Annotated in this window: 12 protein-coding genes; 2 read left to right on the top strand and 10 right to left on the bottom strand. The window is 63.1% G+C overall.

The window, feature by feature from the left end; translation table 11 throughout:
- The first annotated feature begins 415 nt into the window (after window positions 1–415).
- Window positions 416–2,281: a TniQ family protein gene (locus Q4543_RS15525; protein ID WP_303439580.1), complete on the top strand. Its 1,866-nt coding sequence runs from the start codon at window positions 416–418 to the stop codon at window positions 2,279–2,281.
- A 62-nt stretch (window positions 2,282–2,343) separates the two neighbouring features.
- On the opposite strand, the gene Q4543_RS15520 is transcribed toward Q4543_RS15525, so the two are convergent.
- Window positions 2,344–3,399 (bottom strand): AAA family ATPase, encoded by a 1,056-nt coding sequence (locus Q4543_RS15520; protein WP_303439578.1) that lies wholly within the window; start codon window positions 3,397–3,399, stop codon window positions 2,344–2,346.
- Between the two features lie 656 nt (window positions 3,400–4,055).
- Complete coding sequence (locus Q4543_RS15515; protein ID WP_303439576.1) at window positions 4,056–6,344, bottom strand: adenosylcobalamin-dependent ribonucleoside-diphosphate reductase; 2,289 nt, start codon at window positions 6,342–6,344, stop codon at window positions 4,056–4,058.
- Window positions 6,345–6,480: 136 nt separating this feature from the next.
- Between Q4543_RS15515 and Q4543_RS15510 the strand changes: the two genes are divergently transcribed.
- A complete protein-coding gene (locus Q4543_RS15510) occupies window positions 6,481–6,912 on the top strand; it encodes a DUF1489 family protein (protein WP_303439575.1) in 432 nt (143 codons plus the stop codon).
- Here Q4543_RS15510 and Q4543_RS15505 read toward each other — a convergent pair.
- The 8 genes from Q4543_RS15505 to xdhA form a co-directional block, all read right to left on the bottom strand.
- Window positions 6,909–7,406: a YdcF family protein gene (locus Q4543_RS15505; RefSeq protein WP_303439574.1), complete on the bottom strand. Its 498-nt coding sequence runs from the start codon at window positions 7,404–7,406 to the stop codon at window positions 6,909–6,911. The two genes, Q4543_RS15510 and Q4543_RS15505, sit on opposite strands and share 4 nt — an antisense overlap.
- A gap of 100 nt (window positions 7,407–7,506) precedes the next feature.
- A complete protein-coding gene (locus Q4543_RS15500) occupies window positions 7,507–8,577 on the bottom strand; it encodes a BMP family ABC transporter substrate-binding protein (protein WP_303439572.1) in 1,071 nt (356 codons plus the stop codon).
- Between the two features lie 36 nt (window positions 8,578–8,613).
- On the bottom strand, window positions 8,614–9,522 hold the full coding sequence (locus Q4543_RS15495; protein WP_303439570.1) for an ABC transporter permease: 909 nt from the start codon (window positions 9,520–9,522) through the stop codon (window positions 8,614–8,616).
- Window positions 9,522–10,607, bottom strand: coding sequence for an ABC transporter permease (locus Q4543_RS15490; RefSeq protein ID WP_303439568.1), 1,086 nt, complete (start codon window positions 10,605–10,607; stop codon window positions 9,522–9,524). The genes Q4543_RS15495 and Q4543_RS15490 overlap by 1 nt, the downstream gene beginning before the upstream one ends.
- An 81-nt stretch (window positions 10,608–10,688) precedes the next feature.
- Complete coding sequence (locus Q4543_RS15485) at window positions 10,689–12,209, bottom strand: ABC transporter ATP-binding protein (RefSeq protein ID WP_303439566.1); 1,521 nt, start codon at window positions 12,207–12,209, stop codon at window positions 10,689–10,691.
- Window positions 12,176–13,126 carry a xanthine dehydrogenase accessory protein XdhC gene (xdhC, locus tag Q4543_RS15480; RefSeq protein ID WP_303439564.1) on the bottom strand — a complete coding sequence of 317 codons (951 nt, stop codon included), beginning with the start codon at window positions 13,124–13,126 and terminating at the stop codon, window positions 12,176–12,178. Before xdhC ends, Q4543_RS15485 begins: the two co-directional genes overlap by 34 nt.
- Window positions 13,116–15,557, bottom strand: coding sequence for a xanthine dehydrogenase molybdopterin binding subunit (gene xdhB / locus Q4543_RS15475; protein WP_303439562.1), 2,442 nt, complete (start codon window positions 15,555–15,557; stop codon window positions 13,116–13,118). Before xdhB ends, xdhC begins: the two co-directional genes overlap by 11 nt.
- Complete coding sequence (xdhA, locus tag Q4543_RS15470) at window positions 15,554–16,915, bottom strand: xanthine dehydrogenase small subunit (RefSeq protein ID WP_303439561.1); 1,362 nt, start codon at window positions 16,913–16,915, stop codon at window positions 15,554–15,556. Before xdhA ends, xdhB begins: the two co-directional genes overlap by 4 nt.
- Window positions 16,916–17,010: the final 95 nt, after the last annotated feature.

The following is a 17,010-nucleotide window of genomic DNA, read 5'->3' as shown; positions in this document are numbered from 1 at the left end:
TCCGCCGTGGCGACCTGATCAGCCTTGGACCTCTCCGAAGGTCGGCGCTCTTACACCACCTCTCGGGGCACTACCGATTTATAAGTGGAAATGCCTTTCAGGGCGTGCAATTTCGTTAAAACCGAGGAGCGTTAAAACCTTCGATTTGGGGCAACTCTGAACGCCCGCTTCCATTGTTTGGGCTGATCGGATTGGAAGCGCAGCGAAGGACCACTTTCCGCCCGACAGCACATCAAGCGATAAATCGGAAAGACGAGGATAGTAGCCGAAGCGGACATCGCTTTGCCACAAAGCGCTCCGTCGGGCGTGGATGCTATAAATGAACGAGCCGCATGGCCGATCCACCCATACTGCCACTCAATAGCTGCAATCAACGCTCTAACAGGATATCAAGCCAAGTTATAACGTTCACTATATGCAACCCAAAAATGCCTTGGAACATCAATTGACTAATCGCTTACCACTTACGGTTTCGTTGGGATCACGCGAAACCGGTTTCTCCTTGATGTCTCGTCTGGCGGCACGGAACGGTATTGAAGTGGTCGAATTCGGACGGGACATGGGGCTGCCTTTCAAGACAGTTATAGATGGTGGCCCCGCTGCCTTGCAGAAGCTGGCGGATTTATCAGGTAGCAACGTCAATTATCTCCGGGCTTGGTCGCCACACTACGTTGCTTCCAGAAGTTACCTTTTTCGAGGCGAGGCGTATCATGCGCGAGGGATCCGCGCCACAATCGTGCGTGGATGCCCCGCTTGCCTGCGCGAAGACGCTGCAGCATCCGATTTGCCCCCCCATCTCTCCATGTCGATCAAAGGGAACTGGCTGCCCAGGCATTCGACATACTGCCACCTGCATGGGCTGCCGCTAATCGATCTTTGGAAAGAGTCAAATCTGACACGCCGCTTTGACACATCTGAACGCTTCAAAGAAATAGCCCCCGCAATCTTGTCCGGCGAAATGGATGGAGAAGTCCGGGAACCCACAGATTTTGATGAATACCTGGATCGCCGTCTATTGGATAGGCCCGGCACGGGCTGGCTCGATCAACATTCACTCTACGCAGCTTGCGTCTTTTGCGACCTGTTGGGGCGGGCACTGGTTCGTCTGGAGTTTTCTACGTCTATGGTCGGACAAGAATCTCAATGGGCACTTTACCAATTGGGCTATGAGGTCGCGCACAAGGGAGAAGGCGCGATCCTTGAGGCGTTGAATCAACTCAAATATGAGATCGGAGAACCTTGGGAAGGACCCAAGAAGAAATACGGAGTGCTCTATGATCGCCTCTCATATGACCTGACAGGGGACGACTACGCACCGTTCCGAGCGCTTTTACGGGATCATATCCTGGAAACCTGGCCACTCGGGCCCACAGACGAATTGCTGGGCGAACCCGTGCTGAAGAGGCGCAAGCATTCTGTCATCACAGCAGCCGATGAGGTGGGCATAGATCCACGTCGATTGCGCAAGCTATTGGCTGAGGCGGAAATAATAGGCAGCGAAGGTGATGACCGTTGGGATGTATTCGACGCTGATGCCGCCGCCCCATTTCTCAACAGTCTCAACCGGCAAGTCAGCGCGTTAGAACTACAAAGCGCGCTAAACCTGTCACGCTCGCAATTTGAACTCCTTCGCAAAGATGGTTATTTCCCACCTTCGCTTTCAGGCGTTGGACACAAGCCATTGTGGGACGTTGCACAGGCACGCTCCTTTATCAACGACCTCCTGCACGGCGCTGAAACGGTGCTGATACCCCGGCAGCAATGGGTCGATTTGGCAAAAGCCAGTCAGCGACTGAAGATCCGGCCCGGGAAAATCATTCAGATGATAACCGAGGGGCGCCTTACCCGTATCGGCAAGCTGCACAACGAGAATGATTACGCGAGCATTCTCGTTCATTTTGAAGAGTTGAAAAGCCTTCTGAAATTGCCTGATGCACCGGGGATGACCATTGAGGCGTTCGCTCGTTCTGTTGGCCTCAAGCCACCGCAAGCCGGGCGCCTGATCAAAAACGGGCATACACCGGCTACTATGGCGCAGAACCCGAAAACCCGCGCTCAGCAATATTACATGCAAGAGAAAGACATTGTTGCCTTCAAAGGAAACTTCGTCACGCTTCGAGAACTGGCGATATTGCGGGGCCAAAGTTGGCAATCCTTGCGTGCCGCGCTCCGCGAATACGATGTTGCTCCTTTCAGCCCTGATGGCTTGGATTACGGACTTCTGTATGAATGGGTGGTCTTGGAGGAGAATGACATCGCACACCGGCCTCAATCATTCTGATCGCCGATCATGCGTCTGGCATACAAGGCATGGCCGGACCCACGCGTGGATCCAGCGGGTTCTTAATGACCAAGTGGCGCAGTCGATACCTGCAGCGCATCCACAAGTTGGCGGATCTGGCGCAGACTGATCCCACGTGGGGCCTTTGTCATCCGCGTGATGAAGGCGCGGCATTGATCCAGTTCGGCTTGGTCGCAACAATGGGTCGTCAACCGGTCGAAATGATCGACAGCATCTTCCCCATTCAAGCCTTCCAAGTGAAAGACCCGGGCCCGATCGCGCAACGGTGCAGGAATGCGATCAGCGTCATTTGCGGTCATGATCCAGATCACGCGGGACATATCGAAAGGCAACCGATGGAACGGGCATTCAAAACTCGGTGCCGTTCCTGCGTCGAGCAATGGCAGCAATGCCGTGGTCAGGCTCGTTGACCGTCCACTTTCGCTCCGCATCTCTCCGGCTTTATCAACTTCATCAACTACCATTACCGGATTTGCGACATGCGAGGACAAGATCGTCTCGACAGGAATACCCGCCTGAGCCGTGCTCCAACCTTTCTCCGTTCCTGTGATCCGGAACCCGGCGCTGCCGCCGCCCACATCGATCAAACGCGAAGGCGTTCCAGCACGTTCTGCCAGGCCCCGGGCAAAATGCGACTTCCCGATGCCAGGCGGCCCCGCAAGGATCACAGGTGGCAGAGCAAGCCCGCACCCGCCTTTCTCGATATGTGCAAGCAACTGATTCATCACCCATGCGGAAACATCCCGCATCCAAGGGCTCTCGGCATGAAGGTCGGCCGCGAATTGATATACTTCGTCCTCGCATGACGGCCCATTGAGCATTGCCCCAGCACGGGCCAAGGCCGTTACTTGAGCTCGGGCTTCTTTTGACAGGGCACTCATGCCAGCCTGACGCAAGCGACGGGCATGGGCATCGGCCGCAAGGTCTTTTGCCTTCTTCTCCTGACGGTAGCCAAGCTCTTGAACACGCCCCCCAAGCTTGAGGTTTCCCTTCATACGGATCCAGGCGTGGATGAAATCCTGCTCCATATCCGCAAGGCGCGGCGTGACGAGATTGGGTGACACAACGGCAAAACGTTTGGCTTGACGCTTATCCATGACCGCCCCCTACTCGATACCGACGGGCGCGGCGCGATGCGGTCCTGCTATTGATGATATTGTTGGTTGCCGAGTGTTTGCGTTGGGTGGACATGGTTTGGTCTCCTTTGGTCGAAAAACCGGGAGGGCCGCGGGCAAATGCCCGGCCATGATGGCGTCAGTGCTGTTGGAAAGATGACAGAAGTGACCGGCCCCCGGATGGGGTTCAAATGACGCGTATAGCGCCCTGAATATGCCGAATACTGTAAGTCATGATGGACACCGGATAGGCCACATCTGCGGTCTAAGTCAACTATCCGCCGGTTTAGCGGTCACTTGATGGAGTGCGGCGAGAATAAATAATTTGGGCTTCATTATTTCTCGACCACCCAAGACGGCCCTCTTTTAGAAGGCGAACAATGCAGAACCGCTTCTCTGCATTGCAACCCCGCTCCTGAACTGTCGGGAGAGCCAAAGCCGATGCAGCTACGCATAATGCGGGACGCAACACTCCCGGAGACACTAGATCACGACAAGCCTTCGGTTTTAAACGATAAATCGGGCCCTCGAAAACAAGAACCTGTCAGGAGAATTAACTCTTGACAGGCCTTGCGCACGCTATTGCTTGCTTTTGAGAAGACTATTGCTGTTTCTGCCTCTTCCAACAAACAGCCCACTCACCCACACTTTGAGTGTCCGCAGCTGCTACACGTCATGCAACCCTCCACCATCATCATCGAGAACTGACCGCAGGACGGACACGCCTTCCCGCGCGGAGCGTCAAGGTTCACCACCTGCGCCTTCGGATCCGACTTGAGGCCCATTCCTTCGCCCTCAATAAATCCTGTCGCGAGGAAATGTCGTTCGATCACGCCGCCGATCGCCGCGAGGATTGACGGGATGTACTTGCCCTGCACCCAAGCGCCGCCGCGCGGATCGAACACGGCCTTCAGCTCTTCCACGACGAAGGACACGTCTCCGCCACGCCGGAACACTGCCGAGATCATCCGCGTCAGCGCCACCGTCCAGGCGTAATGTTCCATGTTCTTCGAGTTGATGAAGACTTCGAAGGGCCGACGATGGCCGCTCACGATAATGTCGTTGATGGTCAGATAAATGGCATGCTCACTATCGGGCCAACGCAGCTTGTAGGTTTGCCCTTCCAGAGCCTGCGGCCGGTCGAGCGGATCGGCCATGTAGATGACATCGCCATGCGGCTCATTGGGTTCGGCATTCGAGGTCGCCATAACCTCAGGTGCCTTCGGCTTCTCCTCCGACACCGACAGCACCGAGCCGGTCACATCGTTCGGACGATAGGTGGTGCAGCCTTTGCAGCCGGTCTCGTAGGCTTGCATGTAGACGTCCTTGAACGCCTCGAAATCGATGTCCTCGGGGCAGTTGATGGTCTTGGAAATCGACGAATCCACCCATTTCTGCGCCGCCGCCTGCATCCGCACATGCGCCTGCGGGTCCAGTGTCTGGGCGTTGACGAAATAGTCGGGCAACGGGGCGTCGCCCTTCAGGTCGCGCCACATCTGCACGGCGTAATCGACCACCTCTTCCTCGGTGCGGGTGCCGTCTTTTTGCAGAACCTTGCGGGTGTAGGCATAGGCGAACACCGGCTCGATCCCCGACGAGACGTTGCCCGCGTACAGCGAGATCGTCCCGGTCGGCGCGATCGAGGTCAGCAGCGCATTGCGGATGCCATGGGTGCGGATCGCCTCGCGCACGTCGTCATCCATGTTCATCATATTGCCCGAGGCAAGGTATTTCTCGGCGTCAAACAGCGGGAACGCACCTTTTTCCTTGGCCAATTCCACCGAGGCCAGATACGCGGCGCGGGCGATCCGGTGCAACCAGTGCTCGGCCTGACGCGCCGCCTCCGGCGTGCCGTATTGCAGGCCCTTCATCAGCAGCGCATCGGCAAGCCCGGTGACACCAAGCCCGATCCGGCGCTTGTTGCGGGCCTCTTCTTCCTGCGCGGGCAGCGGGAATTTCGACGCGTCGACCACGTTGTCCATCATCCGAACCGCCGTCGCCACCAGCTCTTCCAGCTCAGCGTCGTCGATCTCGGCCTCTGGCTCGAACGGCGCCGACACCAGACGCGCCAGGTTGATCGAACCCAGCAGGCAGGCACCATAGGGCGGCAGGGGCTGCTCGCCGCAGGGGTTGGTGGCGCAGATTTCCTCGACATAGTTGAGGTTGTTGGCCTTGTTGATCCGGTCGATGAAGATCACGCCCGGCTCGGCATAATCATAGGTCGCCTTCATGATCTTGTTCCACAGATCACGCGCCTGCACGGTGTGATAGACCCGCCCGCCGAATTGCAGATCCCACGAGTCGTCCGCCTTGACCGCTTCCATGAACGGATCGGTCACCAGCACCGACAGGTTGAACATGCGCAACCGCGCAGAATCAGACTTGGCGCTGATGAACTGTTCGATGTCAGGGTGATCGCAGCGCATGGTCGCCATCATCGCGCCCCGGCGCGATCCGGCCGACATGATGGTGCGGCACATCGCATCCCAGACATCCATGAACGACAGCGGCCCCGAGGCATCGGCGGCAACCCCGGCCACCGGCGCACCCTTGGGCCGGATGGTCGAGAAATCATAGCCGATTCCCCCGCCCTGCTGCATGGTCAGCGCGGCCTCTTTGAGCATGTCGAAAATGCCGCCCATGCTGTCCGGCACGGTGCCCATGACGAAGCAGTTGAACAGCGTCACCGAGCGCGCGGTGCCCGCCCCGGCGGTGATCCGGCCGGCTGGCAGATAGCGGAAATCCTCAAGCGCGGCAAAGAACCGCTCTTCCCAGATCTCGGGCTCGGCCTCGACCGAGGCCATGTCGCGCGCGATTCGCCTCCAGGTGTCTTCGACAGTCACGTCGATCGGCGCGCCATCGGCGTTCTTGAAACGATACTTCATATCCCAGATCTGTTCGGCGATGGGGGCGGCGAAACGGCTCATAGCAGCGGAATCCTTGGTGGTGGCAGGCGGGTCTGATAACAGTCCAAAGCTTACCACGTCCAGCCCGTTCCGCACCACCTCTTGAAACTTTTGCACGCCCGCATACTATATCATGCGAAACCCGCCGAGGACGCCCGTGGAAAAACACACTCATCTCATCAAGCTAAGCGTCGGAACCGAAAGCGTCGAAGCCCTTGCCGCATGGCAGGATTCCCGGCAGGCGCAGACCGATGACGGCTTGCCGCGCCACGTCACCCGCATGTTTCCCAAGCGCGAATCCGAGGTGCTGAACGGCGGCAGTATCTACTGGGTGTTCGGCGGGTTGGTGCAATGCCGCCAGCGCATCCTGCGTCTCGACCGGGTAACCGGCACCGACGGCGTCTCCCGCTGTGCCATGGTGCTCGAGCCCGGGCTGATACGCGTCAGCCCCACCCCGCGCCGCCCGTTTCAGGGCTGGCGCTACCTTGCCCCGTCAGATGCGCCCCCGGATCTGTCCGCCAGCCGCCTGCAGGAAGACGCCCTGCCCCCCGGCCTCGCCGGAGCGCTGGCCGACATCGGCGTGCTCTAACGCCCCTTGCCGCTCAGCGCGTACCAGCCAAGCGCCGGGATCTCGCGCAGCGCCGCCTTCAGCTGCGCCGCAGGATGCGCCCCGCGCAACGGCACCGCGTGCCCCCGCGCCACAAGCCCCGCACGCCGCGCCACCATCAGGGCGCGCGGCAAATGATAGAGATCGCTCACCACAATCACTTCGCGCGCGCCCAGAGTCTCCAACAGCGGCCGCGCGTATAGCAGATTCTCCAACGTCGTGGCCGAGCGCTCCTCGCATAGCAGCGCCTCGCCCGGGACCCCCGCCTCGCGGCACAGTGCCACAATCACCGCCGCCTCCGACGGCCCGTGCCGCCCGGTCCCGCCGCAGCCCATCACCGCCCGCACCGCGCCCAGCTGCCAAAGCCGCGCCCCCGCCAGCGCCCGCCGCCGCAGCGTCGGCGAAGCCACGCCTCCGGCCCGGACCGCCGCCCCCAAAACCAGCGCCACCGGCAGATTTTCGCGCTGCTCCTTCATCTTGCCAGATAAACTCCCGCCGGAGGCATCACGCCCCTCAAACCAGAAACACCGCCGACGCCTGCGCGCCGACGGTGCCATTCATGCGCCATACCGGCGATCAGTTCGGAATGTCGCCCGACACGCCTTCGACGTAAAAGCTCATGCCCGCCAGCGTGCCGTCATCGGCCACCTCGCCCTCGGCCAGCCACGCAGAGCCGTCCTGCTTGTTGATCGGCCCGGTAAAGGGGTGATACGCGCCCGACGCGATATCTTCCTTCATCTTGGTGGCCGTCGCCAGCACCTCTTCGGGGATCGGGCCGGTGAACTCGCCGATGCCGACCATGCCATCGCCGATACCCGACCACGTGTTGCTGCTCGTCCAGCTGCCGTCGATCAGCGCCTGCACCCGTTCGATGTAATAGGGCGCCCATTCATCGATGATCGACGAAAGCCGCGGCTCGGGCTTGAATTCGGCCATGTCGGCCGCCTGCCCGAAACCATAGGCCCCGGCCTTTGCCAGCACCGACAGCGGCGCGGTGGAATCGGTATGCGCCAGCACCACGTCCGCGCCCTGATCCAGCAGCGCCTGCGTTGCGTCTGCTTCCTTGGCCGGATCGAACCAAGTCGACAGCCAGACCACGGCGATCTCGACATCCGGGTTGGCCTTCTTGGCATGCAGGTACGAAGAGTTGATGCCGCGGATCACCTCGGGGATCGGGAACGAGCCGATGTAACCGATCTTGTTGGTCTTGGTCATCGCGCCGGCCAGATAGCCGGTCACCGCACGCCCTTCATAGAAACGAGCCGAATAGACCGACACGTTCTCGGCGGTCTTGTAGCCGGTGGCGTGTTCGAATTTCACATCCGGGAACTTGGCCGCGACGTTGATGGTCGGGTCCATGTAACCGAACGAGGTGGTAAAGATCAGATCCGCGCCAGACAGCGCCATCTGCGTCAGCACGCGCTCGGCATCGGCCCCTTCGGGAACCGATTCCTGCTCGATCACCTCGATGGCATCGCCGAAATGCGCCTTCATCTTCATCGCGGCCTCGTGGTGGTGCTGCGACCAGCCACCGTCGTTCGCAGGGCCGACATAGACAAAAGCCACCTTGGGCTTGTCCTGTGCAAAGGCGCTGCCCGCGATCAGGCTCAGCGCCGCCGCCGAGGCCAGAAGGGTTCTGCGTTTCATGTTGGGGTCTCCCTGTCGTTTCTTGCTTTGAAAGCCTCAGGACGAGGCGTGGAAGGATCGGCCGAGCGATGCCGGCGCACCCTGCGCCCCGCGCGCCGAGATGATCACCAGCACGATGATCGTTATCAGGTATGGCGACATCGACAAGAGCTCGACCGGCACCGTGGTTCCCGCCGCCTGCAGGTTCAGCTGAATGACCGTGACGCCTCCGAACAGGTAGGCCCCGATCAGCACCCCAAGCGCCCGCCACGAGGCAAAGACTACGATGGCCAGCGCGATCCAGCCCGCCCCCGCCGTCATGCCTTCGGTCCATTGCGGCACGCGCACAAGGCTGACATAGGCCCCGCCCATCCCGGCGCAGGCGCCGCCAAAGGCGATCGCGGCAAGCCGCACCCGCACCACCTTGTAGCCCAGCGCATGGGCCGAGGCGTGATCCTCGCCCACCGCCCGCAGGATCAGCCCGGCGCGGGAGAATTTCAGAAATGCCCAGACCGCCGCAACCAGCGCAAGGCTGACGTAGACCATGATATCATGCGAAAACAGCATCCGCCCCAGCACCGGGAGGTCGCCCAGCAGCGGAATATCCAGCTTGCCAAGCGCCGGCGCGCGCTGGCCTTCGTAATTCGATCCGATCAGCGCCGACAGGCCCAGCCCGACCAGCGTCAGCCCCAGCCCCGTCGCCACCTGATTCGACAGCAGGTATTGCGTCAGAAACCCGAAGGCGAGCGAGAGCACCGCCCCCGACACCGCCGCCCCGGCAAAGCCCAGCAGCGGCGAGCCGGACGACACCGCGATGGCAAACCCCATCACCGCGCCAGTGATCATCATGCCCTCGACCCCAAGGTTCAGCACCCCGGATTTCTCGACGACCATCTCGCCAAGAGCGGCCAGCAGGATTGGCGTCGCTGAAACCATGATCGAGGCGACAAGCAGCACGGGATCCATCAGGCGACCTCTCTGCGCACGAGCCGCACGCGGTAGTTGGTGAACACATCGGTCGCCAGCAGGAAGAACAACAGCATGCCCTGAAACAGCTGGATCGACGCGCCGGGCAGGCCCAGCATCAGCTGCGCCAGCTCGCCGCCGATATAGGTCAGCGCCATCAGCAGCCCGGCGGCAAGGATGCCGAACGGGTTCAGCCGACCCAGAAACGCCACGATGATCGCGGTGAACCCGTAGCCAGAGCCAAAGTCGATGCTGATCTGCCCCGCCGGGCCGGTGACCTCGAACAGCCCCGCCATGCCCGCAAGCACCCCCGACAGCCCAAGGCACAGGAACACGATCCGCGCCGGGCTGACGCCAGAAAACCGCGCCGCGCGCGGGGCCTCTCCGGTAAGGCGCACGTTGAAGCCCGCAATGTGCCGCGCCATCATCACATAGGCCGCGATCACCGCGATGAACGCCGTGACGACCCCCCAGTGCATGCCGGTATTGGCGATCAGCTCGTCATTGAAGACGGCAGGCCATTGCTTGAAATTGCGCGATCCGGGAAAGCCCATGCCCTCGGGGCTGCGCAGCCAGCTGGCCGAGGCCGAGGCAAGGATGTTCTCGGCCACATAGACCAGCATCAGGGACACCAGAATTTCGTTGGTGCCGAACCGCGTCTTCAGCACCGCCGGGATCATTGCCCATGCCCAGCCGCCCAGCGCTCCGGCGATCACCATCAACGGGAACAGCAACACCGACTCCGATGGGTAGAACGCCAGCCCAACGGCGGCCCCGGTGACCGCCCCCATGATGTACTGCCCTTCGGCGCCGATGTTCCAGATCCCGGCGCGAAAGCCGATGGACAGACCGATGGCGATCAGGATCAGCGGCCCCGCCTTCACCAGCAGCTGCGGGCGCGAATAGGCCGCGAATTGCGGGTGAAACAGCGGATCCCAGAAGATCGTGCGGATCGCCTCGACCGGCGGCTTGCCCAGCGCCCAGAACATCACGCCGCCAACGAGCATCGTCAGCACCACCGCAAGGATCGGCGTCAGCGCTGTCCAGTAGCCCGACGGCTGCGGGCGTTTTTCAAGCCGCATCATCGCGTGACCTCTTGGCTGCAAAGAGCATTGGCGCGAAACCTCTTCGGGATGTTTCGGATGAACAGGCGCTGGCTCCTGATGTCAGATGTCATGCGCCACCTCCATGTCATGCGCGCCGCCCATCATCAGGCCGATCTTCTCGACATCCAGATCGGCCACCGCCTGCGTGGCCGACAGGCGGCCTTCGTTCAGCGCGCCGAACCGGTCGGAAATTTCCATAAGCTCGTCGAGATCCTGACTGATGCAGATGATCGCAGCGCCCTTGGCGGCAAGGTCCAGCAGCGCCTGCCGGATCGCGGCGGCGGCGGCGGCATCAACCCCCCATGTCGGCTGGTTGACCACGAACACATCGGGGTTCTGTTCGATCTCGCGCCCGACCACGAATTTCTGCAGATTGCCGCCAGACAGCGCCCGCGCCGCCACAGAAGCCCCCGGCGTGCGCACATCGAATTTGGCGATGACGTGATCGGCAAAATCCTGCGCCGCGATCCAGTTGATGAAGCCGTTCTTCACCAGCCCCTTACGCTGGCCCGCCGTCAGCACGGCATTCTCGGTCAGGCTCATGTTGGGCGCGGCGGCATGGCCCAGCCGCTCTTCGGGGCCGGTCAGCAGCCCCGCCTCGCGCCGCAAGGACGGCCCGTCGCGGCTGACATCACGTCCCTTGAACCAGATGGCGCCCTGCGGCGCGAGCCGCTCGCCCGACAGCGCCATCAGCAGCTCGTCCTGCCCGTTGCCGGCCACACCGCCAATGCCCAGAACTTCGCCGGCGCGCACCTCCAGCGAAATCTCCCGAAGCGGCGTTCCGAACGCCCCCGGCGCGGGCAGCGACAGCGCCTCGCAGCGCAACAAGACCTCGCCCTTGGCCCCCGCCTTCGGCTCGGGGGTGAGAAAGCTCGAGCCCACCATCATCTCGGCCATCTGCCGTGCCGTCACCTCGCGCGGTGTGCAGGTGCCGACATTCTTGCCAAGCCGCAGGATCGTCGCTTCGTCGCACAGCGTGCGGATCTCTTCGAGCTTGTGCGAGATATACAGGATCGACGTGCCCTCGGCCTTCAGCTTGTTGAGGGTTCGGAACAGGATCTCGACCTCCTGCGGGGTGAGCACCGATGTCGGCTCGTCCATGATCAGCAGCCGCGGGTTCTGCAGCAGGCAACGGATGATCTCGACCCGCTGGCGCTCGCCCGCCGACAGCGTGCCGACCACGCGGTAGGGATCAAGCGGCAGCCCGTAGGTTTCCGACACCTCGCGGATCTGCCGCGCCAGATCGCGCATCGGCGGCGGCGTCTCCATGCCCAGTGCGACATTCTCGGCCACGTCCAGCGCATCGAACAACGAGAAATGCTGGAACACCATCGCCACGCCAGACCGGCGCGCATCCGACGGCTTGCCCGGCTGATACGGCTCGCCGTTCAGATGCATCTCGCCCTTGTCGGGCTTCACGAGACCAAAGATCATCTTGACCAGCGTCGACTTGCCCGCGCCGTTTTCGCCCAGCAGGGCGTGGATCTCGTTCTTGCCGATGTCAAAGGAGACGGTGTCGTTGGCAACGACCCCCGGATAGGCCTTGGTCAGCCCCCGGATGCTGAGAAGTGTGTCTGCCACCCCATGCTCCTCTCTGTTTCGTGATCGAGTAGAAACGCCGCAACGCCGATGGCAATGGCCTGCGGATGCCTGCCAAGAGATTTCCGCCCGATCGGGCAGCAGATGCGCGCAATCTGTGCATCCGTATGGCCTAACGCCCGCAGCCGCTTGGAAAACCGCGCCCATTTGGTATCCGACCCGATCAGCCCGGCCCAGCGAAAGCCATGGCCCAGTAGCGCGTGGCACAGGGCAAAGTCGATCTCGTGGCTGTAGGTCAGGACAAGATGTTCGGCCTGCTGCGGCGCATGCGGCACAAGCCGGGCGGGGTCGGCCGCGGGCACCACCGTGACCCCTTCGGGCACGACTTCGGGAAAGCGCTCTGGCGCCGTATCAACCCAGTTCAGCGCAATCTCGGGGCAAGGCGCCAGCACCGATACCAGCGCCCGCCCGACATGGCCGGCGCCCCAGATCCACAGCTGCCGCGACGGGCGCGCCACCGGTTCGATGAACCAGCCCTGAACCAGCTGCGACTCGACGGAAACGCCTTGCGCCCGTGCCCGGTCCAACAGCCGCGCCACCGCCAGCGGCTGTGCGCCCGGCCCGCGCGCGATCACCTCGCACCCCTCAAGCGCCTGCAGCGCCGCAGCGTCGTAAAGCTCGGTCAGCAGCACCACGGCCCCGCCGCAGCATTGCCCCAGCTGCGGACCCAGCGGATGCCGCGTCAGCCCTTGCCGGGACAGCGCCGCCTCTGCCGCCATCAGCTCCAGCGCGCCGCCGCCGATGGTGCCCGACTGCCCGAAACCGCGCCCATCGGGCCAGACCAGCATCGCCGCGCCCACTTCGCGCGGGGCCGATCCCGCGACCTCTGCCACGACAACCCGCGCAACCCGGCCATGCGCCGCCACCGCCGCGCTCAACGCGCCAAGGTCAAACCCCATCCTGCACCTTCCGCAGCGCCATCAGCACCCGCTCGGGCGTCGCCGGCGCATCTAGCGCCGGATAGGCCGTCCCGCAACTGGCAACCGCATCGGAAAGCGCTAGAAAAGCCGATATTCCCAACATGAACGGCGGTTCTCCAACCGCCTTCGAACGATAGATCGTCTCCTCCCGGTTCGCCCCATCCCAAAGTGCAACGTTGAACACCTCGGGCCGGTCCGAACAGGCCGGTATCTTGTAGGTCGACGGCGCATGGGTGCGCAGACGGCCCCGATCATCCCAGACAAGCTCTTCGGTGGTCAGCCAGCCGGCCCCCTGCACATAGCCGCCCTCGATCTGGCCGATGTCGATGGCCGGGTTCAGCGAAGCCCCGGCATCGTGCAGAATATCCGTCCGCAAGATGCGATACTCGCCGGTCAGCGTGTCCAGCACCACCTCGCTGCAAGCCGCGCCATAGGCGAAATAAAAGAACGGCCGCCCCTGCCCCTTGATGCGATCCCATTCCACCTTCGGCGTCTTGTAGAAACCGGTGGAAGACAGGCTCACTCGCCCCTCGTAGCACAGCTTCGCCGCCACCTCGAAACTCATGACCTCCTCGCCAACGCTCACCGACCCGTCAGCAAAGATCACCTCGGATGCCCGCGCCTGAAACAGCCCGGCCAGATGCTCGGCCATGCGCTCCCGGATGGTATCACAAGCTGCCTTCACCGCCATGCCGTTCAGGTCCGAGCCTGAAGACGCCGCCGTCGCCGAGGTGTTGGGCACCTTCGCCGTGTCGGTGGCGGTGATCCGAACCGCCCCGAGCGGAATGCCGAACCGCGCCGCCGCCACCTGCGCCACCTTCTGGAACAGGCCCTGCCCCATCTCGGTGCCGCCATGGTTCAGCGCAACCGACCCGTCCTGATAGACATGCACCAGCGCCCCCGCCTGATTGAGATGCGTCAGCGTGAACGAGATCCCGAACTTCACCGGCGTCAGCGCAATGCCCCGCTTGAGCAATGGCTTGCTGGCGTTCCACGCCGCCACCGCCGCCCGCCGCGCCTCATAATCGCACGACTCCGCCAACCTCTCCGTCAGCGCCCCCAGCAGAAAATCCTCGACCGGCTGGCCATAATGCGTCGTCTGAACCCCGGCAGGCGCCGCCAGCGCATGCCCCACCGGCCCGCCTGCCCCGCGCGAGGCAACATCCCCCTCAGCGGCAGCCATCTTCTTCTGGCTCGAAATATCCTCGGGGGGAAACGCCGCAGGCGTTTGGGGGGCAGACAGCCCCCCGTCTGCACCATCCACCGGCGCATCCGCATAATAATTTGCCCGCCGCACCGCCAGCGGATCGCGCCCCAGCGCATGGGCGACATGGTCAAGCACCCGCTCGATCCCCAGCATCCCCTGCGGCCCGCCAAAGCCGCGATAAGCGGTGGCGCTTTGCATGTTGGTCTTCAGCCGATGGCTTTCGATCCGCATCGACGGGATGTGATAGGCATTGTCCGCGTGCAGCATCGCCCGGTCGGCCACCGGCAAGGATAGATCCTGCGCCCAGCCGCAGCGGGTGTGCTGCACGAAATCGACCGCCAGCAGCCGCCCGTCATCGTCATAACCAACGGCATAATCGATGCGGAAATCGTGACGTTTGCCGGTGATCATCATGTCATCGTCGCGGTCATAGCGCATCTTGGCCGGACGCCCCGTCGCCGCGGCCACCACCGCGCAAGCCACCGCCAGCGCGTTGCCCTGGCTTTCCTTGCCGCCAAAGCCACCGCCCATGCGGCGCGTCTCGACCCGCACCGCGTGCATGGGCAGATGCAGCGCATGGGCAACCTTGTGCTGAATCTCGGTCGGGTGCTGGGTAGAGGAATGCACCAGCATGTCGCCGTTTTCCTGCGGCAGAACCAGCGCGGCCTGCCCTTCCAGATAGAAATGCTCCTGCCCGCCCATGTCGATGGTGCCGCGCAGCTGATGCGGCGCGTCGTCCAGCGCCGCCGCAGTGTCGCCCTTTTCCCAGATACGCGGGCCATCTTCGAACCGCGACTCGGCCGCCATCGCCTCGTCGACGCTCAGCAGCGCGTCGCGCTCCTGCCAGGTGATCTGCGCCTTGCGCACCGCCTTGCGGGCCGCCAGATGCGAGGTCGCGGCCACCAGAAACACCGGTTGGCCGACGTAGCACACGCTCGCCCCCGACAGCATCGGCTCGTCCCCCAGCGAGGGCGAGCAATCGCAGTCCGACGGCAGATCCTTAGCCTCCCAGACCCGCACCACGCCGGGCGCGGCGCGCACCGCCTCAAGGTCGATCGAGCCGATCCGCCCGGAAGCGATCTGCGACAGCCCGAACGCCAGATGCAGACAGCCCGCGGGCACCGGGATGTCATCGATATAGCGTGCCCGCCCGGTGACATGCAGCGGGGCGGCCTCATGCGGCAAGGGTTTCGAAACGCTCATGCCCGCACCTTCCGTACATCGGTATCCGCGCCCAGATCCTCGAGCAGGTGGCGCGTCAGCATGTTGCGCGCCGCCAGCAGCCGGTAATCCGCCGAGGCGCGCATATCGCTCATCGGGGTGAAATCCGTCTCCCAGCCATCCCACGCGGCGATCACCGCCTCGTCGGTCCATGGTTTGCCGATCAACGCCGCCTCGACCGTCGCCGCCCGCTTGGGAATGCCGGCCATGCCGCCAAATGCGATCCGCGCGCCCGTCACGATCCCGTCCTCGACCGTCACGTTGAAGGCGCCACAAACCGCCGAGATATCCTGATCAAAGCGTTTCGACAGCTTGTAGACCCGCAGCCGGTCCTGCCCGCGCGGGATGCTCACCGCCTCGACGAATTCACCGGGGGCGCGGTCCTGCTTGCCATATTCCAGAAAGAACTCCTCGATCGGCATGTCGCGCGATCCGCCCTGATGGCGCAGATGCAGCGTTGCGCCCAGCGCGATCAGCACCGGGGGGTTGTCGCCGATCGGCGAGCCGTTGGCGATGTTGCCGCCGATGGTCGCCGCCGCGCGCACCTGCGCCGACCCATAGCGGCGCAGCATCTCGGCGTAGCTCGGGTATTCCTCGCGCATCAGCTCAAGCACCCTGTCCATGGTGACCCCGGCGCCGATGCGGATGGCATCGTCCGACACGTCGATCCGTTGCAGATCGGCGCAGCGGTTCAGAAAGATCACCCCCGACAGATCGCGCAGCTGCTTGGTGACCCACAGGCCAACGTCGGTCGCCCCGGCCACCAGCACCGCCTCGGGGCGCTCGGCATATAGCGCCGCCAGCGCCTCGGCGCTTTCGGGGGCGCAGGGCAGTTCGGCCACCTCGGGCAATGGCGGTTCGGCCATCCAGTCCGGCACCGGCGACAGCGCTGCCGCTTCGGCGGCGCGCACGATCGGCGCGTAGCCGGTGCACCGGCACAGGTTCCCCGCCAGCGCATCGTCATACCCGGTGTCCCCGACCTTGTGCGCCTTGGCCATCGACACGATGAAGCCCGGCGTACAGAAGCCGCATTGCGAGCCGTGCTTATCGACCATCGCCTGCTGCACCGGATGCAGCGCGCCATCGGGCGCCCCGATGCCCTCGACGGTGCGCAGCGCCTTGCCATGCAACTGCGGCAGCAGCAGGATGCAGGCGTTCAGCGCCTTGGTGCCATCATCGTCAGTCACCATCACGGTGCAGGCACCGCAATCGCCCTCGTTGCAGCCTTCCTTGGTACCGGTCAGGCCGCGCCGCTCGCGCAGCCAGTCAAGCGTGGTCCGCGTCGGAGACACTCCGCGCAGATCCACTCTTTCCCCGTTCAGAAGAAAGCAGATATCCATATGTCATAGACCCGCCGCCTTACACTGTCCAAAAGATGCGCGCCCCCGATGCGGCGTAGAAGGCGCGCGGACCATCCCTGTCTGAGCCAAGGCTA

It is taken from the genome of Salipiger sp. 1_MG-2023 (assembly GCF_030547555.1).
Taxonomy (GTDB): domain Bacteria; phylum Pseudomonadota; class Alphaproteobacteria; order Rhodobacterales; family Rhodobacteraceae; genus Salipiger.
The sequence above is the reverse complement of the archived record's forward strand: the minus strand, read 5'-3'. Positions and strand labels throughout refer to the sequence as shown.